The 22880-nt window shown below is 59.8% G+C and carries 19 protein-coding genes; 10 read left to right on the forward strand and 9 right to left on the reverse strand.

Annotated elements, in window-relative coordinates; all coding sequences use genetic code 11:
* Both ACHFGA_RS09120 and ACHFGA_RS09125 read left to right on the forward strand, forming a co-directional pair.
* Positions 1-649: DUF711 family protein (locus ACHFGA_RS09120; protein WP_394282075.1), on the forward strand; the 649-nt coding region annotated here is incomplete at its 5' end.
* A 65-nt stretch (positions 650-714) separates the two neighbouring features.
* Positions 715-3408, forward strand: a complete 2694-nt coding sequence (locus ACHFGA_RS09125) for a cation-transporting P-type ATPase (protein ID WP_394282076.1) — start codon at positions 715-717, stop codon at positions 3406-3408.
* On the opposite strand, the gene ACHFGA_RS09130 is transcribed toward ACHFGA_RS09125, so the two are convergent.
* Positions 3405-5033 carry an ABC-F family ATP-binding cassette domain-containing protein gene (locus ACHFGA_RS09130; RefSeq protein ID WP_394282077.1) on the reverse strand — a complete coding sequence of 543 codons (1629 nt, stop codon included), beginning with the start codon at positions 5031-5033 and terminating at the stop codon, positions 3405-3407. The genes ACHFGA_RS09125 and ACHFGA_RS09130 overlap by 4 nt on opposite strands.
* 69 nt (positions 5034-5102) lie before the next feature.
* Here ACHFGA_RS09130 and ACHFGA_RS09135 point away from each other — a divergent pair, with 69 nt between their 5' ends.
* Positions 5103-5855, forward strand: a complete 753-nt coding sequence (locus ACHFGA_RS09135; protein ID WP_394282078.1) for an SDR family NAD(P)-dependent oxidoreductase — start codon at positions 5103-5105, stop codon at positions 5853-5855.
* 438 nt (positions 5856-6293) lie between these two features.
* Here the strand turns inward: ACHFGA_RS09135 and ACHFGA_RS09140 are convergent, their stop codons facing one another.
* From ACHFGA_RS09140 to ACHFGA_RS09170, 7 genes are read right to left on the reverse strand one after another with little or no spacing between them, the layout of a single operon-like run.
* On the reverse strand, positions 6294-6722 hold the full coding sequence (locus ACHFGA_RS09140; protein WP_394282079.1) for a metal-sulfur cluster assembly factor: 429 nt from the start codon (positions 6720-6722) through the stop codon (positions 6294-6296).
* Positions 6719-7174 (reverse strand): Fe-S cluster assembly sulfur transfer protein SufU, encoded by a 456-nt coding sequence (gene sufU, locus ACHFGA_RS09145; RefSeq protein ID WP_394282080.1) that lies wholly within the window; start codon positions 7172-7174, stop codon positions 6719-6721. Before sufU ends, ACHFGA_RS09140 begins: the two co-directional genes overlap by 4 nt.
* Complete coding sequence (locus ACHFGA_RS09150; protein ID WP_394282081.1) at positions 7175-8437, reverse strand: cysteine desulfurase; 1263 nt, start codon at positions 8435-8437, stop codon at positions 7175-7177.
* A 36-nt stretch (positions 8438-8473) separates the two neighbouring features.
* A complete protein-coding gene (sufC, locus tag ACHFGA_RS09155; protein WP_394282082.1) occupies positions 8474-9232 on the reverse strand; it encodes a Fe-S cluster assembly ATPase SufC in 759 nt (252 codons plus the stop codon).
* A gap of 45 nt (positions 9233-9277) precedes the next feature.
* Positions 9278-10444, reverse strand: coding sequence for a Fe-S cluster assembly protein SufD (gene sufD, locus ACHFGA_RS09160; protein ID WP_394282083.1), 1167 nt, complete (start codon positions 10442-10444; stop codon positions 9278-9280).
* 5 nt (positions 10445-10449) lie between these two features.
* Positions 10450-11856: a Fe-S cluster assembly protein SufB gene (gene sufB / locus ACHFGA_RS09165; protein ID WP_394282123.1), complete on the reverse strand. Its 1407-nt coding sequence runs from the start codon at positions 11854-11856 to the stop codon at positions 10450-10452.
* 35 nt (positions 11857-11891) lie between these two features.
* The gene (locus ACHFGA_RS09170) at positions 11892-12584 is read right to left on the reverse strand and encodes a helix-turn-helix transcriptional regulator (protein WP_394282084.1); all 693 of its coding nucleotides are present in this window, start codon (positions 12582-12584) and stop codon (positions 11892-11894) included.
* 187 nt (positions 12585-12771) lie between these two features.
* Between ACHFGA_RS09170 and mptB the strand changes: the two genes are divergently transcribed.
* The 5 genes from mptB (at position 12772) to ACHFGA_RS09195 (ending at position 18192) form a co-directional block, all read left to right on the forward strand.
* Positions 12772-14412, forward strand: coding sequence for a polyprenol phosphomannose-dependent alpha 1,6 mannosyltransferase MptB (gene mptB, locus ACHFGA_RS09175; RefSeq protein ID WP_394282085.1), 1641 nt, complete (start codon positions 12772-12774; stop codon positions 14410-14412).
* Between the two features lie 5 nt (positions 14413-14417).
* Complete coding sequence (locus ACHFGA_RS09180) at positions 14418-15344, forward strand: ABC transporter ATP-binding protein (protein ID WP_394282086.1); 927 nt, start codon at positions 14418-14420, stop codon at positions 15342-15344.
* 3 nt (positions 15345-15347) lie between these two features.
* On the forward strand, positions 15348-16115 hold the full coding sequence (locus tag ACHFGA_RS09185) for an ABC transporter permease (RefSeq protein WP_394282087.1): 768 nt from the start codon (positions 15348-15350) through the stop codon (positions 16113-16115).
* An 80-nt stretch (positions 16116-16195) separates the two neighbouring features.
* Entirely contained in the window at positions 16196-17182 is a 987-nt protein-coding gene (locus ACHFGA_RS09190) for a heme A synthase (RefSeq protein ID WP_394282088.1), read from the forward strand.
* Positions 17183-17223: 41 nt separating this feature from the next.
* On the forward strand, positions 17224-18192 hold the full coding sequence (locus ACHFGA_RS09195) for a quinone oxidoreductase family protein (protein WP_394282089.1): 969 nt from the start codon (positions 17224-17226) through the stop codon (positions 18190-18192).
* A gap of 10 nt (positions 18193-18202) precedes the next feature.
* Here the strand turns inward: ACHFGA_RS09195 and ACHFGA_RS09200 are convergent, their stop codons facing one another.
* Positions 18203-19144, reverse strand: coding sequence for a heme o synthase (locus ACHFGA_RS09200; protein ID WP_394282090.1), 942 nt, complete (start codon positions 19142-19144; stop codon positions 18203-18205).
* A gap of 453 nt (positions 19145-19597) precedes the next feature.
* Here ACHFGA_RS09200 and tkt point away from each other — a divergent pair, with 453 nt between their 5' ends.
* Both tkt and tal read left to right on the forward strand, forming a co-directional pair.
* Positions 19598-21682, forward strand: a complete 2085-nt coding sequence (tkt, locus tag ACHFGA_RS09205) for a transketolase (protein ID WP_394282091.1) — start codon at positions 19598-19600, stop codon at positions 21680-21682.
* Positions 21683-21725: 43 nt separating this feature from the next.
* Positions 21726-22808, forward strand: a complete 1083-nt coding sequence (gene tal / locus ACHFGA_RS09210) for a transaldolase (RefSeq protein WP_394282092.1) — start codon at positions 21726-21728, stop codon at positions 22806-22808.
* Positions 22809-22880 lie beyond the last annotated feature (72 nt).

Genomic DNA, 22880 nt, shown 5'->3' on the forward strand with positions numbered 1-22880 from the left:
CGATGTCGCGGAGGAGATTAAGAAGGCCGCGTTCAAGATCACTCGCACGGGCCAGCTGGTGGGAACGATGGCGGCAGAACGCCTTGGCGTGCCTTTCGGCATCGTCGATCTGTCCCTGGCACCTACCGCAGAGATGGGCGATTCCGTCGCGCACATCCTGGAACACATGGGCTTGGACCAGGTGGGCACCCACGGCACCACCGCAGCGCTTGCGCTGCTGAACGACGCGGTGAAGAAGGGCGGAATGATGGCATGTTCGCGTGTGGGCGGACTGTCCGGTTCCTTCATCCCTGTCTCCGAGGACAAGGGCATGATCGACGCCGTGCGCTCCGGCTCCATCACGATGGACAAGCTGGAAGCGATGACATCGATCTGCTCGGTGGGCTTCGACATGATCGCCATCCCCGGTGACACCCCTGCCACCTCCATCGCGGGCATGATTGCCGACGAGGCCGCCATCGGCGTGATGAACCATAAGACCACAGCTGCTCGCCTTATCCCGGTGCCTGGCACCGTTCCTGGCGACGAAGTGAACTTCGGCGGCCTGTTGGGCTACGCACCTGTGATCCCCGTCAACGAAGTTGGCAACTCCGCGTTCATCGAGCGTGGCGGCTATATTCCGGCCCCGGTGCACGGTTTCCGTAACTAAGCTCACAACCGGCGCGCGGGTTTTTCATTAGCCTAGGGTTATAAAGATTACCAACCTAGGAAGCGATGAATATGAGCGCGCCCTTGGCATTACCCAGCTCCCCCCATGCACAAACGATTGATGCGGTGTATGAGGAGGTGGAGAGTTCCCCGGGCGGGCTCAGTGGCGATGTCGCAGAGACGCGCCTTGAGCAGTTCGGGCCGAACGCACTGCCACGCGCGGAGCAAGAGACCGCTCTGCAGCGCCTGTTGCGGCAGTTCAATGACCCGATGATCTATGTCCTCATCGCCGCGGGTATCCTCACCGCGGTCTTGGGGCAGGTCGTCGACACGATCGTCATCGCGGCTGTAGTCCTGATCAATGCGCTCGTCGGCTTCTTCCAAGAGGGGAAAGCTGCTGACGCGTTGGAGTCCATCCGCACGATGCTCTCCCCGGAATCCGAGGTTAAGCGCGACGGTACATGGTCGACCATTGATGCCGAGGACGTGGTACCCGGAGACCTGATCAAGCTGCGCGCCGGCGACAAAGTGCCCGCTGACGCCCGCGTGGTGGAATCCGCCAGCCTCCGCATCGAGGAATCGGCGCTGACCGGCGAATCCGTGCCCGCAGACAAGTCCACGGCGCCTGTCGACGAAGCCTCTGACCTCGGCGACCAGCACTCCATGGCGTTCTCCGGCACCACGGTTGCCGCGGGTAGCGGCGTGGCTGTTGTCACCTCCACCGGGTCCGACACCCAGATCGGCCACATTACGACGATGCTGGAAGACGTCGAGCAGGTCGAGACTCCGCTGACCAAATCCATGGGCAAGCTCTCCTCCTTGCTGGCGGTAGTTGCGGTGGTTCTCGCCATCGCAATGATCGTGGTCGCCTGGATTTTCTACGACTACACCTTCATTGAGCTAATCATGTCCGCGATCGGTTTCGCCGTCGCCGCGATTCCCGAGGGCCTTCCCGCCGTCATGGCGATTACTCTGGCGCTCGGCGTGCAACGGATGGCGCAACGCAATTCGATCACCCGCCGCATGAATTCCGTGGAGACTCTCGGGTCTGTCACCACTATCTGTTCCGATAAGACAGGCACCCTGACGCGCAACGAAATGACCGTGCGCCAAGTGGTCACGAACAGCAACACCTACGAGGTCACCGGCACCGGCTACGCCCCCGAAGGACAGGTGCTTATCGACGATCAACCCGCACACGCCTCCGACCACCCAGACTTGCTGCGCATCGCCCGCGTGGCGGCGTTGACTAATGATTCCTCGGTGGTCCAACAGGAAGACGGATCCTGGACCCTCAACGGCGAGCCGACAGACGGAGGCATCCGCACCTTCGCCCTGAAGGCGGGTTTTGATGAGCCTGACGATGATGTCCGACTAAGCGCTGTTCCATTCGACTCCGATTTCAAGTACATGGCCACCCTGGACCGCGTCGGCGACGATGAACCGCGTGTGCACGTCAAAGGTGCTCCCGACAGGCTCCTGGAGCGCAGCGAGTACCAGCTTGACGCCGAAGGAAACCCCGAGCCCATTGACGTCGCGGCCTGGGAGGAGCGGGTCGAGCAGCTTGGTGCCACAGGTGAGCGTGTCCTCGCCGCCGCCTACCGCCCAGCTACGGAGGAAGACAGCGAGCTGACCACCGAACGCATCGACAGCGGTGGCCTGATCTTCCTCGGCCTCTACGGCATCATCGACCCGCCACGCGAGGAAGCGATCAAGGCGGTCGACACAGTGCAGAAGGCGGGCATCAAGGTCCGCATGATCACCGGCGACCACGCTTCTACTGCCACGGCTATCGCCCGCGAAATCGGCATCGCCGGCGCCCACTCTCACACGCTGACCGGCGCGGAGCTGGAAGAAGCGAACGACGAAGAACTGCGCGAAATGGTCAAGGACACCGTAGTGTTCGCGCGCACCTCCCCCGAGCACAAACTCCGCCTCGTCCAGGCACTGCAAGCCAACGGCGAAGTAGTTTCCATGACCGGCGACGGGGTCAATGACGCGCCCAGCCTGAAGCAGGCCGACGTGGGCGTCGCCATGGGCATCAAGGGCACCGAGGCGACGAAGGATGCCGCCGACGTGGTGCTTGCCGACGATAACTTTGCCACCATCGCCCACGCCGTCAAGATGGGCCGCACCATCTATGACAACTTGAAGAAGGCCATCGTCTTCATGCTGCCCACCAACGGTGCGCAAGGTCTGGTCATCTTCGTCGCGATGCTCGTCGGCATGACCTTGCCGATCACTCCCCTGCAGGTGCTGTGGGTCAACCTGATCACCGCGGTGACTTTGTCCCTGGCACTGTCCTTTGAGCCACCGGAGCCAGGCATCATGCAGCGCAAGCCACGGGACCCGAGCGAGGCATTCCTCAACTCTGAGGCGATTATCCGCATCGCATACGTGTCCTTGTTGATTGGTGGGGCCACCATCGGTGTATTTGCTTGGCAGATGTCCACTGGCGTCGGTGTTGATCAAGCCCGCACCGTCGCGGTAAACACGCTCGTTATCGCCCAGATCTTCTACCTATTCACTGCCCGTTTCAGTAAGGTCAGCGCACTGCGAAAAGAATTGTTCACCACAAATCCGATCTCTTGGTTGTGCGTTGGAATCATGCTGGTGCTGCAGCTGATCTTCGTCTACACGCCGTTTATGCAGATGGCCTTCGACACCACACCAGTCGCGCTGGATACGTGGATCGTACCGCTGATCGTCGGCCTTATCGTGTTTGCTGCGGTTGAGGTGGACAAGGCCATTCGTCGTTAAGCAAGTTCGACGATCTCCATGTATTCGTCGCTCCACAGGTCCTCGTCGCCCTCCGGCATGATGATCACGCGCTCCGGCTCGAGAGCGCGCACGGCGCCCGGGTCGTGGGTGACCAGCACCACCGCGCCGGTGTAGGTGCGCAGTGCATCCAGCACCTGCTCGCGGGACTGCGGATCCAGGTTGTTGGTGGGCTCGTCGAGGAGCAATACGTTTGCCCGCGAGGACACCAGGGTAGCCAACGCCAAGCGCGTCTTCTCGCCACCGGATAGGGTGCCCGCGGGCTGCTCTAGTTTGTCGCCGGAAAACATGAATGCGCCCAACAGGCCGCGAAGGTCCTGCTGGCCGGCATCGGGGCAGGCCTCGATGGTGTTCTCCCAGACGGTCTTGTCGGGGTCGATGGTGTCGTGTTCCTGGGCAAAATAGCCAATCTTTAGGCCGTGGCCGGAGACGATGCCCCCTTCCCCATCGGTACGCTCCACGCCCGCGAGCAGCTTGAGCAAGGTGGTCTTACCCGCACCGTTAGTCCCCAGCACAACCACGCGCGAACCCTTATCCACGGCCAAATCAACACCGGCGAAGACTTCTAGGGAGCCATACATTTTGGTCAGTCCCTTGGCGTGCAGCGGAGTCTTGCCACAGGGCGCGGGCTCGGGGAAGGAAATGTGGGCTACCCTGTCGGCAACGCGGACGTCGTCAAGCTCGCTCATCATGCGCTCCGCACGTGCCAACATCTGCTTCGACGCGGCGGCCTTCGTCGCCTTCGCGCCCAGCTTCGCGGCCTGCTTCTGCAGTGCGTCAGCCTTCTTCTCTGCATTGGCGCGTTCACGACGACGCCGCGCCTCATCCTGCGCGCGAGCGTCCTTGTACTTGGAAAAGCCCATGTTGTACACGTCGGCTTCAGCGCGCACAGCATCGAGGAACCAGACTTTGTTGCAGACCGCATCGAGGAGTTCGACGTCGTGCGAAATCAAGATCAGGCCGCCTTCGTGCTTGGCGAGGAATCCGCGCAGCCACCCGATCGAATCCGCGTCCAAGTGGTTGGTGGGCTCGTCGAGAAGCAACGTGGTCGTCGACTTGCCGGAGCCGTTGTTCGCCGCGAACAGGATCTGTGCCAACTCCACGCGGCGGCGCTGCCCGCCCGACAACGTCTTCAAAGGCTGATCAAGGATTCGCTCGGGCAGGCCCAGGTTGTCACAAATCTGGGCCGCCTCCGCGTTTGCCTCATAGCCGCCGAGCGCGTGGTACTGCTCCTCCAGGCGGGAATACTTATTGATGGCCGTATCGCGCTTGGAGCCCTCGGCGATCTCCATGATCTCCTGCTGCTTGTCCATCGCCGCCCGGATCCGGTCCAGTCCCCGCGCCGAAAGAACGCGGTCACGCGCCGACTGATCTATATTGCCTTCGCGGGAATCTTGCGGCAGATAGCCGACCTCGCCGGAGCGCGTCACCGAGCCACCATAGGGCTCGGTCTCCCCCGAAAGGATGCGCATCGTCGTCGTCTTTCCCGCGCCGTTGCGACCCACCAGCCCGATCCGATCACCAGGCTGCACACGTAGGTGCTGGCCAGGGGCCTCCAGCAGGGTGCGCGCGCCGACTCGGACTTCAAGATCATTGGTGACAATCACAAGGGCACAGTGTACCCCGCACCCCGCTTCACCTGCGAAACGGTAGATCATCCTATTAGAATTAAAGCCATGGAAAAAATGTTGAAGGACAAAGTAGCAATCATCACCGGCGCCGGCTCTGGCTTCGGCAAAGCCACCGCCAAACTCTTCGCCGAAAAGGGCGCCGCAGTAGTCGTCGTCGATATGAACACAGAAGCCGCTCAAGCTGTCGCCGGCGAAATCCAGGCCGACGAACGCCGCGCCATCGCCGTCACCGCGGACGTGACCAAAGAAGACGACGTTAAGAACTTCATCGACCAGGCGATCAAGCACTTCGGCAAGATCGACGTCCTGTTCAGCAACGCGGGTGTGTACGTACCCGGCAACGTCGAGGAAACCGAGATGGACGGCTGGCTGGCCTCCCTCAACGTCAACCTCACCGGCGTGTACCTAGGCTGCAAGTACGCCATGCCGCACCTGAAGAAGACTAAGGGCTCGATCATCAACACCGCGTCGGCCGGTGGTGTGATCGGCTTCCCCGACGCGTTTGGCTATGCCACCACGAAGGGCGGCGTCATTTCCGCTACTCGCGCGATCGCCGTGGACTATGCCGACGACGGCGTCCGCGCAAACGCCATCGCTCCAGGTACCGGTGTAACCGGCATGACCGAGGACTTGCTGAAGGACGAAAACGTCTACGATGCTTTCGTCTCCCCCATCCCCATGCACCGTCTAGGCCAGCCACAGGATGTTGCGGGCGCAGCACTCTTCCTGGCCTCCGATTACGCGTCCTACGTCACCGGCGCCACCATCCCTGTCGATGGTGGCTGGACGATGTCCTAGGCAAATGACGACACACTCACTCGGGGGCGGAGAGTACCTGATCAAGTACTCTCTGAGCGAATATCAGCACGGATCTCTGGTGGCTCGGTTTGATTCCGAGCCCAAGGAGGCGGATGCTCGCAGGCATCTTGCCGCGTACGGCATTGCTCCAGACATGGCAACGTCGATTTCAATCCAGCCTCTTGACACAGGAGGGGAACACAAAGGTGCGTCGCCGAAAAGCTCACTAGCCAGCGTCAGTGGCTCTCGGTCGGACGCAACACGGGCGCGATCTTGGAATATATCGGTGGACGACGAGGTAATAAGGCTCGTCATGAAAGCCATACCCTTTATATTTATGTTCCTTATCGTGCTCGCCGCGGAGATCGGACTTATTTCTCCCTGGTATGGATAAAAAATACGCCTGACGTGTGTCAGGCGTATTTTCCTAGCTTAGGTTTAGACAGCGAAGCCGAGCGCGCGGAGCTGCTCGCGGCCTTCCTCAGTAATCATGTGCGGGCCCCATGGTGGCATCCACACCCAGTTCAGGGTGAGGCGGTCAGCGATGCCATTTCCGACGATCGCCTGTTCAGCCTGGTCTTCCATCACATCGGTCAAAGGACACGCAGGTGAAGTCAACGTCATGTTGATGACACACTCGCGATCCTCGCCCTCATGGTCGACGAAAAAGATTTCATAAACTAGGCCTAGATCCACGACGTTGATGCCCAGCTCTGGGTCAATCACGTCACGCATGTACTCTTCAGCGTCGAATGCTAGGGACTGGTGTTCCTCAGTCTGCGGTGGGCGCACACCGGCACCCTCGAAGCGGGACTCAGAGGTCTGCTTCTCGTCGGTTGGTTCAGTGGTGTTGTTCGGCTCAGTCACTTCTTTTCCTTTTCTTCTAATGCTTCAGCGGTTGCTGCCTGAAATGCTTTCCAGCCCAGCAGCGCGCATTTCACACGTGCGGGGAATTTCGCGACACCCGAAAATGCAACTCCATCGCCAATGAGTTCAGGGTCGCCCTCTTTGGTGCCGCGCGAGGTGATCATCTCGTCGAATGCGTCAAGTTTCTTCATCGCTTCGTCGACAGGCAAGCCGATGATCTCCTCGGTCATGACACTGGTCGACGCCTGCGAAATGGAGCATCCCTCGGCGTCATAGGAGACGTCTTCGACCACGCTTCCATCGTCGGAAAGCTTCACCCGGACGGTCTGTTCGTCCCCGCAGGAGGGGTTGACGTGGTGAACCTCAGTGTCGAAAGGATCGCGCAGACCTGCATGCCTCGGGTTCTTGTAGTGGTCCAGGATGACTTCCTGGTACATCGATTCAAGGTTCATCTAGTTCACCCCAAAGAATTCTTGCGCCTTGCGGATACCGGCTGCCAGCGCATCAATTTCAGATTCAGTGTTGTACAGATAGAAGCTAGCGCGCGCAGTGGACTGCGCCGACAGCGCCCGGTGTGCCGGCCACGCGCAGTGGTGACCGACTCGGATGCACACGCCCTCAGAATCGAGCACTTGGCCCAAGTCATGCGGGTGAACGCCGTCCACGCCGAAGGCTACTGCCCCGCCACGGTTTTCGGCGGTGGTTGGGCCGTAAATCGTCAAACCATCAATGGCTTGGAGCTGCTCCAACGCGTAGGCGGTGAGCTTGTGCTCATGGGCCTGGATGGCCTCCATGCCTACCTCGTCGAGGAACTCAACGGCAGCACCTAAGCCAACGACTTGGCTATTCATCTGCGTGCCGGCCTCGAAGCGCTGCGGGATATCGGCGAAGGTGGTCTTCTCCATAGTGACGACCTCGATCATCGAGCCACCAGTCAAGAATGGGGGCAGCTTCTCTAGGTGCTCCGCCTTGCCGTACACGACACCCACGCCGGAAGGGCCGAGCATCTTGTGGCCGGAGAAAGCGGCAAAGTCGACGTCCAAATCATGGAAATTCACCGGCATGTGCGGCACTGACTGGCATGCATCCAGCACCGTCAACGCGCCGACGGCCTGCGCGCGGCGCACGATCTCTGCCACATCTGCCACCGCACCGGTCACATTTGATTGGTGGGTAAACGCAACAACCTTGACTGAATCGTCGAGTTCCAGAGAATCCAGGTCGATGCGGCCATCCTCGGTGGATTTGTACCACTTCAGCGTTGCACCAGTGCGCTGTGCCAGCTCCTGCCACGGAACCAGGTTCGCATGGTGTTCCAGCTCGGTGATGACGATCGTATCGTTTTCGGTGACTTGCAGATCGCCGGCGCGCTCGTCGCCAAGCACATATGCAACGAGGTTCAAGCCCTCTGTCGCGTTTTTCGTAAAGGCGATTTCCTCGCCGGACGCGCCCACGAACCGTGCGATATTCTCGCGTGCGGTTTCGTAAGCGTCGGTCGCCTCCTCTGCCATGGCGTAGGCGCCACGGTGAACGGGGGCGAAATTGTTCATGACGAAGTGCTCTTCAGTCTTCCACACCCGCGCCGGACGCTGCGAGGTAGCGCCCGAATCCAAATAGATTAGGGGCTTGTCGTCGCGCACAGTGCGGCCGAGGATGGGAAATTCGGCGCGGATAGCGTCGACGTTCAGCGTTCCGTCTGCGTGTGTAAAAGTCATGTGTTCCTCGTCGTATCCTTTCCTAAGTTCCTTCTATTACTTCAGGAACTGATCGTAACCGTCGGCCTCAAGCTGGTCAGCCAGCTCAGCGCCACCGGTCTTGACGACCTTGCCGTCCGCGAACACGTGAACGTAATCCGGCTTCACGTAGTTCAGGATGCGCTTGTAGTGGGTGATCATGAGGATGCCGCCGTTGGTCTCCTCCTGGAACGCGTTGATTCCATCCGAGACGATGCGCAGTGCGTCAACGTCCAGGCCGGAGTCAGTCTCGTCCATGACAGCGAACTTCGGCTTCAGCAGACCGAGCTGCAGCACCTCGTGGCGCTTCTTCTCGCCGCCGGAGAAGCCCTCGTTGATGGAGCGCTCGCCGAAGGACTTATCGATCTGCAGCGCTTCACGCTGACCGTTGAGTTCCTGGACCCATTCGCGCAGCTTCGGTGCCTCACCGCGCACAGCCGTCACGGCAGAGCGCATGAAGTTGGAGGAGGACACACCCGGTACCTCGGTTGGGTACTGCATGGCCAAGAAAAGGCCGGCGCGTGCGCGCTCATCAACCTCGAGGTCGAGCAGGTTCTGGCCGTCCATGAGGACTTCGCCTTCGGTGACCTCATAACGTGGGTGGCCAGCCAACGCGTAAGCAAGGGTGGACTTGCCGGAGCCGTTAGGGCCCATGATCGCGTGGGTCTCGCCGGACTTAATGGTCAGGTTGACGCCCTTCAGGATCGGGGTCGGTTCCTGGCCTTCCTCGCTCGGCAGCACCTGAGCGTGGAGATTCTTGATTTCAAGAGTAGACATTAAAGCTCTTTTCTTTCTTATTCGTGATGTTTGTCAGGTGCGGGCTTAGAGGTTGATCTGGCCCAGCTCGTCCTCGACGCGCTCTGCCAGTGCCTCGCGAACAGACTCAACAGGGACCTGGCGGATGACTTCGTCGAAGAAGCCACGGATGATCAGACGGCGAGCCTGATCCTCCGGGATACCACGGCTGCGCAGGTAGAAGACCTGCTCATCGTCGAAACGTCCGACGGTAGCCGCGTGGCCTGCGCCGACGATTTCACCGGTTTCGATCTCCAGGTTCGGAATCGAGTCAGCGCGAGCGCCCTCGGTGAGCACGAGGTTGCGGTTGACCTCGTAGGTGTCGGTGCCCTGTGCGCCGGAGCGGATGAGCACGTCGCCCACCCAGCAGGTCCGAGCCTCTGGCAGCTTGGACTGCTTATCAGCCTGGAGCGCGCCCTTGTACATCACGTTGGAGCGGCAGTTTGGCACGGCGTGGTCAACGAGCAGACGGTTCTCGATGTACTGACCATCGTCGGCAAAGTACACGCCCAGCAGTTCGGCATCGCCGCCTGGGGCGGTGAACTTCACACGTGGCACGATGCGGACGATTTCGCCGCCGAATGTTGCCACGGTGTGGCGCAGGGTTGCGTCACGGCCAACGACGACATTCTGCTGTCCCAGGTGGACTGCATCCTGTTCCCAGTTGGCATCGACAACAACGTCGAGGCGTGAATTATCGCCAAGCACGAAGTTGACGTTGTCTGCGTGGGTGCCGGAGCCTTGGTACTGAACGACGACGGTGGCATCCGATCCGGTCTCGGTCTGAACCAGAACAGCGCCAAACGACGTCACGTCCTCACCAGCACCGGTGATGGTGATGATGATCGGCTCATCGATAGCTTCGTTGGCTGGGATGGTGACGATCGTCGCGTCTTCTGCAGAGGTCCAGGCCTGTGCAGCAACGCGATCAACGGCGCCGCCGGCAATCTTGAGGCGCTCGTCGTTAGGCGTAACGGTCTCGACAGTGACTGCCTCGGACCCCTTGACCTCAATGTTGGCCTTGGTCGCTGGCGCGAATTCGCCATTGTGCAATCCGCGCATCCGGCGCAGCGCGACGAAACGCCACACCTCGTCACGGCCACCTGGTACCTCGAAGTCTTCCACGTTGAAGGAAGAGAACAGGTCACCCTTGGTCTGGTTAGCGCCACCAGACTGTACAACTGTATCTGCCATGGGTTTTAGCCCACCGATCCTTCCATCTGTAGTTCAATCAGGCGGTTGAGCTCAAGCGCGTACTCCATCGGGAGTTCCTTTGCGATGGGCTCGACGAAGCCACGAACGATCATTGCCATTGCTTCTTCCTCAGGGATGCCGCGGCTCATCAGGTAGAACAGCTGCTCCTCGGAGACCTGCGAGACGGTTGCCTCGTGGCCCAGCGTGACGTGATCGTTACGGATGTCGTTGTATGGGTAGGTGTCCGAACGCGAGATGTTGTCGACCAGCAGCGCGTCACACTCCACGTTGGAGTAAGAATGGTGCGCGTTAGCGTTGACCTGAATCAGGCCACGGTAGGCTGCGCGTCCGCCGCCACGTGCCACAGACTTGGACACGATATTCGACGAAGTGTGCGGAGCCATGTGCGTCATCTTCGCGCCGGTGTCCTGGAACTGGCCCTCACCGGCGAATGCTACGGAGAGCACCTCGCCCTTGGCGTGTGGACCGGTCATCCAGACAGCTGGGTACTTCATGGTCACCTTGGAACCGATGTTGCCGTCGACCCACTCCATGGTCGCGCCCTCTTCAGCCTTGGCACGCTTGGTCACTAGGTTGTAGACGTTGTTCGACCAGTTCTGGATGGTGGTGTAGCGGCAGCGGCCGCCCTTCTTCACGATGATCTCCACCACTGCGGAGTGCAGGGAGTCAGACTTGTAAATCGGTGCAGTGCAACCCTCGACGTAGTGCACGTAAGCATCTTCGTCGACAATAATCAGGGTGCGCTCGAACTGGCCCATGTTCTCCGTGTTGATACGGAAGTAGGCCTGCAGTGGGATGTCCACGTGCACGCCAGGTGGGACGTAGATGAACGAGCCACCGGACCACACAGCGCTATTCAGCGCGGAGAACTTATTGTCGCCGGCTGGGATGACGGAACCGAAGTACTCCTTGAAAAGCTCAGGGTGCTCCTTCAGGGCGGTGTCAGTATCCAGGAAGATGACACCCTTTTCCTCGAGGTCCTCGCGGATCTGGTGGTAAACGACCTCGGATTCGTACTGTGCTGCAACACCCGCAACGAGGCGCTGTTTCTCAGCCTCGGGGATGCCAAGCTTGTCGTAAGTGTTCTTAATGTCTTCCGGGAGATCTTCCCACGTCTGCGCCTGACCTTCGGTCGAGCGGACGTAGTACTTGATGTTGTCGAAGTCGATCTCCGAAAGGTCCGCGCCCCACTTGGGCATAGGCTTCTTTTCGAAGATGTCGAGTGCCTTGAGACGCTGGTTCAGCATCCACTCGGACTCTTCCTTCTTGGCTGAAATATCGCGCACGACTTCTTCGCTGAGGCCGCGGCGCGCGGACGCGCCTGCCTCGTCGGAGTCATGCCAGCCGTAGTTATATGCGCCGATGGAATCGATGATTTCGTCATCGCTCATCGGGGCTTCAAGACCTGGTGCTGGGTTAGCTTTGGTCAAGAGTCGCTCCTTTCCGTCTGAGTCCTCGCTTTGATTGCGAGGGGAATATTGGTGGTGCACACACCGTGGCCACCAGCAATGGATGCCAGTGGTTGCACGTGAACGCCGGTGATCTCCGAAATTGCCGAATGCTCCGCTTCGCACAGTTCTGGGTGCTCGGCTGCCACTGCCGCAACAGGACAGTGGTGTTGGCAAATCTGGATTCCGGTTCCTGCCCGGGTCACCGTGGCGGCGTAGCCGTTGCGGTCAAACGCCTCCGCTACCTCACGCGTGGTCTCTTCTACAGAGACATCGTCATCTCCTGCCGGTTCAATGTCGTCCAGGATCTGTTCGATACGCCCACGTGCCAGTGCGCGCACCGCCTCGTCTCCCCCAGCCTCTCGAAGTTGATCGAGTGCTAGTAAAGCGAGGGTGTCATAGCTGTGTCCGAACTGCGCCCTGCCCTGCTCCGTCAACCGATACGTCTTGGCAGGCCGCCCCCGAGATTGGGTTTGGCCGCTGATTCCGGGTGCTTCGCAGTTTTCGGCAAGGTGTTCTTCCACCAAAATGTCTAGGTGTCGGCGGACACCAGCGGCTGATAAGCCGAGATGCTCTCCTAATTCGCCCGCGTTGGAAGGCCCAAGCTTCAACAGGAGCAGCATGACGTTTTTGCGGGTTTCTCCATCGGTGGAGCGCGCCTTGCTTGCCATGTGGTCACCTCCGAGTTGTTGCGTGTTCCGTCTCCGCCGCTTGCAAATCAAGCAGCTATCTTTAGACAACACTAGTGTGCCTAAATTCATTCCCAGTGTCCACCCGAGGCTTTAAGCCAGCGCAAATGCCATCACATGTGCGCGCGGGTTCACGCTACCTGTGGCTCACTTTGTAGAATGACTTTTTATGAAGGAACCTCAACGTCGGCGCGGACTCGGCAGTATCGCCGACGAGCTGCCGCGTTTAGGCTCCGCTGGTTCCCGCTCCGCACGGCTGAATCAGGGCCCCGACACGGCCACGGACGCTGAGAAGTCACAGTATGCCCCACCGCGCGAGCTCAACCGGTTCATGGTGTTGCGCATCCTCGGCACAGTCGGAGCGCTACTGATCGGCATCGGCGCCCTCGGCGCGGGGGCTCTGCCCGTGGTCGGCAACCCCTTCAATAATCTTCCAGGTGGCGCGATCATGGCGCGCATGCTCCAAGCATCCTCAGTGATCGTGCTGATCGGTGTGGCCATGCTAGTTGTCGCCTGGGTACTGATGGGACCGTTTTTAACCGGTCGCAACCACGCCTCGTCGATAAGTCCCGGCATGATCATGCGGACGTTCGTTGCCTGGACCATTCCGCTCCTGTTCACTGCCCCGATTTTCACCCAAGACATTTATTCTTATTTGGCCCAAGGATCAATCGTCGCGCAGGGTATGGATCCCTATGCCGCCGGCCCCGTGGAACTGCTGGGGCGCGAGCATCATCTCGCGCGCTCCGTGCCCTTTATTTGGGCAGAATCCCCCAGCCCCTATGGCCCCGTAGCGCTGGGGATCGCGGCGCTGATCTCCCGCCTCACCAACGATTCGATCTTGCTCGGCGTACTCACGCACCGCGCCGTCTCCCTCCTCGGATTACTCGGAGCTGCGTGGGCGATCACCCGATTAGCCCGTCGCTGCCATGTCGCCCCAGCCACCGCCCTGTGGCTGGGGATCCTCAATCCGCTCACCATCCTCCACCTCGTCGGAGGTATTCACAACGAGTCCCTTCTACTGGGCTTCATGCTGGTCGGAGTGGAAGTCGGCTTGCAGGGCATTTCGCTTATCGACGATCACCCCTCCCGCGCCTGGACATTAATCATTGCGTCCGGCGCCCTGATCACCTGTGCCGGAATGGTGAAAGTCACAGGCTTTATGGCACTGGGTTTCGTCGGGATGGCGCTGGCACGAGCGTGGGGCGGATGGTCCGGCATAGTCAAGGCGGTCGTCGTCCAGGTAGTTCTGCTGGTTGGCACAGCCTTGTTGGTGGCGTGGATAACCGGCATTGGTTTTGGGTGGGTCACCGGACAAGGTGGGGCTGCCACGATTCGAAGCTGGTTGTCGATGAGCACCAATATCGGTGTCGTCTTCGGCTTCTTGGGGATGCTGCTTGGCCTTGGTGATCACGCCGAAGCGATGCTTTTGCTTACCCGCGGGATCGGCATCCTCATAGCAGGCCTGTTTATGCTGCGCATGCTGCTGGGCACCTACCGTGGCTCGATTCACCCAGTCGGAGGGTTGGGCGTGGCGACATTCGTCCTTGTCCTCTTATTCCCCGTGGTCCATCCCTGGTACATGCTGTGGGCTATTGTGCCGCTAGCTGCGTGGGCTAATCGCACCTTTTTCCGCGGCGCAGTCGTGATCTACTCGGCCTTTTTCAGCTTCATCGTGCTGCCACGTGGTCTATCGCTGCCTCCGGGGACGGTGGCATCGATTTACATTAGTGCGCTGGTGAGCTGCCTACTGCTGGCGTTGCTCGCCTGGATCTGGCTTCGGTCGCAGCGCCTGCGTAGGCTACTGTAGGACGAGTGACTACGACTTTTGACGGACCCGCGCTGCGCGTTGACAACGTGGTGAAGCGTTTTGGGTCGAAGACAGCTGTCGATGGGCTAAGTTTTGCCGCCCGCCGTGGTGAGATTCTCGCTCTGCTGGGCCCAAATGGCGCCGGCAAGACCACCACCATCGAGATGTGTGAGGGATTCCAGTCCCCTACCTCGGGCTCGATCTCGGTGCTGGGCCTCGACCCGACCACTCAAGGTGAGCAGGTGCGGGCCCGCATCGGCATCATGCTCCAAGGTGGTGGGTCCTACAACAGCATCACGGTTCGCGACATGTTACGGCTTTCAGCCAGCTATAACGAGGACCCCCATGATCCCCAGTGGCTCATGGAACTGTTGGGGTTAGAAGGCGTGGCGAAGACCACCTACAAGCGACTGTCCGGAGGGCAAAAGCAGCGACTATCGCTCGCCTTGGCGATGATCGGCCGGCCCGAAATGATTTTTCTCGACGAGCCCACCGCGGGCATGGATGCGCAGTCGCGCCTCGCAGTATGGGACATCGTCAACGCCATGCGTAACGACGGAACAACGGTGATCCTCACCACTCACCTGATGGACGAAGCTGAATCCTTGGCCGACCACGTCGTAATCGTGGACCACGGCCAGATCGTGGCCGAAGGCACCCCGAGCGATCTCACGGCCGACAACACAGCGGATTACCTCACCTTTGAAACGGAATCGCCTTTCGATCTCGCCGCAGCCGAGGCCGCGGGAGTAACCGTGCGCTCCGACCGGCCACTGCACTATCACCTCGACCACCCTGCGTCACCGGAACTCATCGCATCGGTCGCCGCGGAGGCTGCGCGCCAAGGTGTGTTGATTCGCAGCCTCGGGGTTCGTCATCGCAACCTGGAAGAAGTCTTTTTGGATATCACCGGACGAGAGCTGAGGAGCTAGGACATGCCTACCAATTCCATTGCCCCTGGAACCTTTACGCCGGCTCCGCGCCGCGCCTCCCCATGGAAGATGGCTCTGGCCCAAGGGCGCATCGAATCCAAGCTCATGCTCCAGCACGGCGAGCAGATCTTGCTGAACATCATCATCCCCGTGGTGGTGCTGATTGCCGCAGCCAACCTGCCTCTCCTAGGCGACGCAACCGTCAACGATATCGTCCCGATGGTGTTTGCCATGGCAGCGACCAGTGCAGGTTTTACTGGCCAGGCGATTTCTCTGGCGTTTGATCGTCGTTATGGCGCCTTGAAACGCACCGGTGCCTCTGGCGTGCCACGGTGGACGATCATCGCCGGAAAAATTATTGGCGTGCTCACCATGACCGCGGTACAGCTGATCATCATCAGTGCGGTAGCGATCATCGTCGGCTGGCGCGTGTCACTGCTCGGAGGCATCATGGGTGCGATCGCCCTGTTCATTGGCGTGATTTGTTTCACGTCTTTGGGTTTGCTGATGGGTGGTTCCCTGCGCTCGGAGCTGGTGCTCGGCCTGGCTAACCTGATTTGGATGATCCTGATCGGCATCGTCGGTTTCGTCGTCTATATCGGAGCGATTGCCAATCCTGGCCTGTGGGTTCTGGTACCGACGGTTGCCCTGACTACAGTGATCGACGCTGCCTTTCAGGGTGGCATTCACCTCGTCGGGTGGCTGGTGTTGTTGGCATGGGCGCTCGTCGGCACGCTCGCTGCTGTGAAGTGGTTCCGCTTTGACGGCTAGTCAGCTACTATTTTGGGCCCTTTCTCCGATATGCTGACGTTCATACCAAAGATTGATTAACCATGAAGAAGGACATTGAGATGTCTGTCTCAACTCATACTGCACCTGATACCCACCCCGCCTACAACGGCGTAGGGCGCAGCGTGCGTTTTCAGCGCATCGCCGCGCTCATCCTGCTGATTGCCCAAGGTGGCATCACCGTCACCGGTTCGCTCGTCCGCGTGACAGGCTCCGGCCTCGGCTGCGACACGTGGCCGCTGTGTCACGAAGGCTCTTTGGTCCCGGTCGCCGGCGCAGCGCCGTGGATTCACCAAGCCATCGAGTTCGGCAACCGCCTGCTCACCTTCGTACTAGCCGCGATTGCGCTTGTCGTATTCATCGCTGTCCTGCGCGCGAAGCGTCGCCGAGAGATTCTCGTGCTGTCGTTCGTCTCCGGTCTTGGCATCATCGTTCAGGCGATCTTGGGCGGCATTTCTGTCTTGCTTGATCTGCAGTGGTGGTCGGTGGCCATCCACTTCCTCCCATCGATGGTCTTGGTCTGGATCGCTGCGCTGCTATATATGCGCATTGCCGAGCCTGACGACGCCCCGCACGTGCAGCGCTTTAGCAACGCCACCCGCATCTGGACGGTCGTTGCAGCCATCGCTCTTTCCGTGGTGCTGTTTACGGGCACGATGGTGACCGGTTCCGGCCCGCACTCAGGTGACGCAGGCGTTGGCATGGAGGGCCGCCTGGAGCTCGACACCGAGATGCTGGCCTACGTCCACGCAGGCTGCATGTACCTGTATCTGGCTGCAACTCTGGTCGTCGTGTTCCTCCTGTGGCGTCAGAACGCCCCGCAGGACGCGAAGCGCACCGCGTTGGTTCTCATCGCGATGATCGTGGCGCAGTGGGCTGTCGGCGTGGCCCAGTTCTATTTGGGTGTCCCACGCTGGACGGTGCCCGTTCACATCGGCTTGTCGTCGGTCGTCGTGGCGTTTAGCGCTTTCCTTTATGCGCACGGCCGTCGTCGTCAGTACGGCGAGCGTATCGACGATACTCCTGCGATGCAGCACGTATCTGCCTAAAAACAGTTTCAGACACTTCTTCTTTCTGTAGCCTGGGTGGTATGAAAGCCATCCAGATTACCGACCACGGCGGGCCCGAGGTTCTTACCTACACCGATGTGGCCGAGCCAACCCCTGATGCCGACCACGTCCTCGTTGAGGTCATCGTGGCCGGCATCAATTACATTGACACCTACTTCCGCGAGGGCATCTACCACTCACAACTGCCCTATATTCCCGGATCCGAGGGCTGCGGCCGCGTCATCTCTGACCCCCGCGGCGAAATAGCTGAGGGCACGGTTGTCGCGTGGTGTGATGCGCCGGGCTCTTATGCCGAACGCGCCATCGTCCCGCGCAACCGGCTCGTCGCCGTGCCGGAGAGTTTCGACCACGAAGTTGCGGCCTCCATGCTGCTGCAAGGCATGACTGCCCACTACCTCATCCACGGGGTACATGACACTCAGACCGATGATTCCATATTGCTCACAGCAGGCGCGGGCGGAGTCGGCCTGCTCGCCACCCAGTTCGCCCGAGCCGCGGGCGCAAACGTGTACTCGGTTGTCTCTTCAGACGAGAAGGAAGAGCTTGCCTACGACGCTGGCGCGACCGAAGTGTTCCGCTATAGCGATAATCTTGCGGAGGTTGTCCGCCGCCGCAACGGTGGACGCGGCGTGGAGGTCGTTCTCGACGGCGTGGGCAAAGACACCTTCCACGAGTCACTTGAGGCCGTGAAGCCCCGCGGCTTGGTGTGCCTGTTCGGTGCGGCCTCCGGTCCTGTCGACCCGATCGACCCGCAGATCCTCAATTCTCACGGCTCAATCTTCCTCACTCGCCCCTCCCTCGGCGCATATACCGCCACCGACGACGAGTTCCGCATGCGCGCACAGGCCGTCGTTCGGGGAATCGAGGACGGCGTGCTGAAGTTCCGCATTGGACACAGTTATCCGCTTTCCGACGCTCGCCTCGCCCACGAGGACCTGCAAAGCAGAAAGACCACCGGTTCTGTGGTCTTGCGAGTGCGAGAGTCTTAAGGCTCTCCCATTAGAACAGGGTCAGATTGATTCCCAGTACCTCGGCGATCGTGGTCCAGCCGAGGACTGCATCAATAGACAGGCCGATAAACAAAATGGCCAAGTAGTTATTCGACAGAATGAACAGCTTTAGCGGCTTAACGTTTTCGCCAGCCTTGACTCCGTTATGCAAGCTAGTGGCCATGATGAGGAACACGGCACCAGTCGCAAGCGAGACTACAAGGTAGATCCAGGAAGTCGCCGGGATGATGAGGAGTGAGGTGATCACCGTCAGCCAGGAATATATCAGGATCTGCTGGGTGGTTTTTACCGGAGAGGCGATCACCGGCAGCATGGGTACCTCAGCCTTGGCATAATCATCGCGATACTTCATAGCCAGCGCCCATGTGTGCGGTGGTGTCCAGAAGAAGATGATCATGAACAGAACTACGGCCTGCCACCACTGGTCTGGGGTGCCGTCGTTAACGTTGTCCCGGATCACGGCCCAACCGACAAGGACAGGCATACAACCGGCTGCGCCACCCCAGATGACGTTTTGCCAGGTGCGACGCTTCAGCCACTTGGTGTAGACGTAGATGTAGAACCAGTTGGTCAGCAGGATGAAGACCGCGGCCAGCCAGGAGTTACAGACCAGCCACAGCCACAGCACACTGGCGATCAGCAGAACCCAAGCGAAGACTGTTGCCTTTCCCTTGGTGATCTTCGCCCGGACCAGCGGACGGGCGCGGGTCCGGCCCATCTTCTGGTCGATGTCATAATCGGCGACCATGTTGAAGGTGTTGGCGGCACCCGCACCCATCCAGCCCCCAAAGAGCGTGGCGAGGATCAGCCAGACCTCAGTCAGCGTGGGTACACCGCGGTTCGCCTGCAGCATCGCAGGGATTGCTGCGACTAAGAGGAGTTCAATGACCCGAGGCTTTGTCAGTGCTATATAGGCCTTGATCGTCTCCAAGAATTACTCCTCATTCCATTCGCGCCCATCCGTCGGGGCAGTGGCCGGTTCTCTCGCCACTGCACTTTGCGGACTTGTCTACGGAACTAGTCGGATGCCTCCGCTGGAAAGTTCCCGACGGTTTTATCGTCGTAAAGCGCCTGTCATTCCTTCGGACGATGGTACATCCACAAGGCGGGAGAAGAGTAATCCGACACCACTGTTTTATAAAGGTAGTGGATTATTTGAAGAGGATTCATTGGGAGTCGAATGAATTCGGTGGTGAGACGACCCGCATAGAGAAATCTTTTTGCTCATAGTACCAATGAGAGTGCTTTTACCAGTACAGTAGGAGGGGAAGTGATCCAACACTCTCCTGCACCAGTGGTGCGGTGTCTAACGCACTGGACCACAGGATGCGGATTTTCTACATAAAGCGAGGAAATTGTGACTCTGTCCCCTGAACTTAAGGCGATGACCGAACGTCGTTACCCAAACGACTGGACCGACAACGACACCCGAGCGATCGATACGGTTCGCGTACTCGCCGCAGATGCCGTGCAGAATGTTGGTTCTGGCCACCCAGGTACCGCGATGTCGCTGGCTCCCCTGGCGTACACCCTTTACCAACGCGTCATGAACGTGGATCCAAATGATAAGGACTGGATCGGTCGCGACCGCTTCGTCCTCTCCGCGGGCCACTCTTCCCTTACGCAGTACATTCAGCTCTACCTTGGCGGTTTCGGCCTTGAGCTGGATGACTTGAAGGCGCTGCGCACCTGGGGCTCCAAGACCCCGGGTCACCCTGAGTACAACCACACCGATCACGTGGAAATCACCACGGGACCACTCGGCCAGGGTTTGGCTTCCGCTGTCGGCATGGCAATGGCTGCTCGTCGTGAGCGTGGCCTGTTTGACCCTGAGGCACCGGCCGGCGAGTCCCCCTTCGATCACTACATCTACGCCGTTGCAGGCGACGGCTGCCTCCAAGAGGGCGTCACCTCTGAGGCATCGTCGCTGGCCGGCACCCAGAAGTTGGGCAACCTGATCCTGTTCTGGGATGACAACCGGATCTCGATTGAGGACGACACCCAGATCGCGTTCACCGAAGACGTGATGAAGCGCTACGAGGCCTACGGCTGGCAGACCCTCGAGGTCGGGTCCGGCGAAGACGTCGCCGCAATCCTTGATGCTGTCGAAGAGGCGAAGGCGGAGACCACTCGCCCAACCATCATCCGCGTCAAGACCGTCATCGGCTACCCAGCACCGACCATGATGAACACCGGTGCCATCCACGGCGCCGCACTGGGCGAAGAAGAAGTTGCAGCGACCAAGAAGGGGCTCGGCTTTGATCCTGAGGTCTCCTTCCCAGTCGAAGATGACGTGATCAACCACACCCGCAAGCTCGTCGAGCGCGGCGCTGAGAAGCATGCCGAGTGGCAAAAGAAGTTCGACGCATGGGCAGAGAAGAACCCTGAGCGCAAGGCTCTGCTGGATCGCACGACCGCGCGCGAGCTGCCTGAGGGCTGGGATGCAGAACTACCCATCTGGGACGCTGATCCGAAGGGAGTAGCTACCCGTAAGGCCTCCGAGGCCGTTCTCCAGGAGCTGGGCAAGACCCTGCCTGAACTATGGGGTGGCTCCGCCGACCTGGCTGGTTCGAACAACACCATCATCAAGGCTGACCCGTCGTTCGGTCCGGAGGCAATTTCCACCGACATGTTCCAGGCGAACCCATACGGCCGTAACCTGCACTTCGGTATTCGCGAGCACGCCATGGGCGCGATCATGAACGGCATCGCACTCCACGGCCCAACCCGCGTCTACGGCGGTACCTTCCTGATCTTCTCGGAGTACCTCTACCCCGCCATCCGCGTCGGCGCACTCTCCGGCATCGACGGCTACTACGTGTTCACTCACGACTCGATTGGTCTCGGCGAAGACGGCCCAACCCACCAGCCGGTCGAGACGCTGGCTGCTCTGCGCGCTATTCCGGACCTCGCGGTCCTGCGCCCAGCAGACGCCAACGAGACCACCGCCGCATGGGCCGCAGCCCTAGAGGGCAAGGAGCAGCCGAAGGCGCTGGCATTGTCGCGCCAGAACCTGCCGGTCTTGGAAGGCACCAAGGAGAAGGCTCGCGAGGGCGTCAAGCGTGGCGCGTACGTACTTGTCGAGGCGTCCAAGGAGACCCCAGATGTCATCCTGATGGCTTCCGGCTCCGAGGTTCAGTACGCAGTTGAGGCCGCTCAGAAGCTCGAGGACGAGGGTGTTGCTACGCGCGTCCTGTCTGTGCCGTCGATCGATTGGTTCCTGGAGCAGGACGAGTCCTACCGCAACGAGGCACTGCCTCCAGAGGTCGGCGCGCGCGTTTCTGTTGAAGCAGGAATTGCCATGCCGTGGCATCAGTTCACTGGTACGTTCGGCCGTAACGTTTCGATCGAGCACTTCGGTGCTTCCGCACCGGGTGCAGAGCTGTTCGAGCGTTTCGGCTTCACCACGGACAACGTTGTGAAGGCCGCAAAGGAATCCCTCGAGCTCATGAGGGAACACGTTAAATAATCAATTACTGCTTAAAGATTCACCACTGAAAGGAATGAACTTTATGAACACAATCGACAAGCTAGCGGATATCGGTACGTCGACATGGCTCGACGACCTGTCTCGCGATCGCATTAAGTCCGGCAACCTGCAAGAGGTCAAGGACTCGAAGTCCATCGTCGGTGTGACTACCAACCCAGCGATCTTTGCTAAGGCGATGTCCACCGGCAATGCTTACGACGAGCAGATCGCCGAGCTGAAGGAACAGGGCGCAGACGTGGACACCGCGGTCTACGCCATGTCCATCAAGGATGTGCAGGATGCCTGCGATATCTTTGCCGATGTCTACAAGGCCACCAATGGCGAGGACGGCCGCGTCTCCATCGAGGTTGACCCTCGTATCTCCGCTGATGAGGAAGGCACGCTGAAGCAGGCCAAGGAGCTGTGGGAGAAGGTTGATCGTGAGAACGTCATGATCAAGATCCCAGCTACCGACGAGTCCCTGCGCGCTGTCTCTGATGCCCTCGCAGAGGGCATCTCCGTTAACGTCACGCTGATCTTCAGCGTTGAGCGCTACAAGCAGGTCATCGAGGCATACAAGGACGGCATCAAGCGCGCGGCTGAGGCCGGCAAGGACGTCTCCAAGATCTTCTCGGTTGCATCCTTCTTTGTCTCCCGCATGGACACCGAAGTTGATCAGCGTCTCGACGAGATCGGCACTAAGGAGGCGAAGGATCTGAAGGGCCGGGCCGGTGTCGCTAATGCTCGACTTGCCTACCGCCTGTTCCTGGACGAGTTCGCTAACGACGATCTTCCTGCCGGTGCGAACAAGCAGCGTCCACTGTGGGCGTCCACCGGTGTGAAGAACCCGGACTACTCTCCAACCCTGTATGTGACCGAGTTGGCTGGTCCGGACACCGTCAACACCATGCCCGAGGCAACCATTGACGCCGCTTTGGACACGGAGAAGCTCCACGGTGACACCCTGACTGGTTTCACCTCGTCTGCTCAGAAGATCTTCCAGCAGCTTGAAGAGGTCGGCATTGACCTCGACGATGTGGTCAAGGTTCTTGAGCGTGAGGGCGTCGAGAAGTTCGTCGACTCCTGGCAAGAGCTCCTCGACTCCATGGAGACTCAGCTGAAGTAAGCACTTCTGCCCCAAAGTCCCGGCGACCGACTATTCTGGCGGTAGCCGGGACTTGGTATTTTTATCTATAGA

This window comes from Corynebacterium sp. (assembly GCF_043426755.1).
GTDB lineage: Bacteria > Actinomycetota > Actinomycetes > Mycobacteriales > Mycobacteriaceae > Corynebacterium.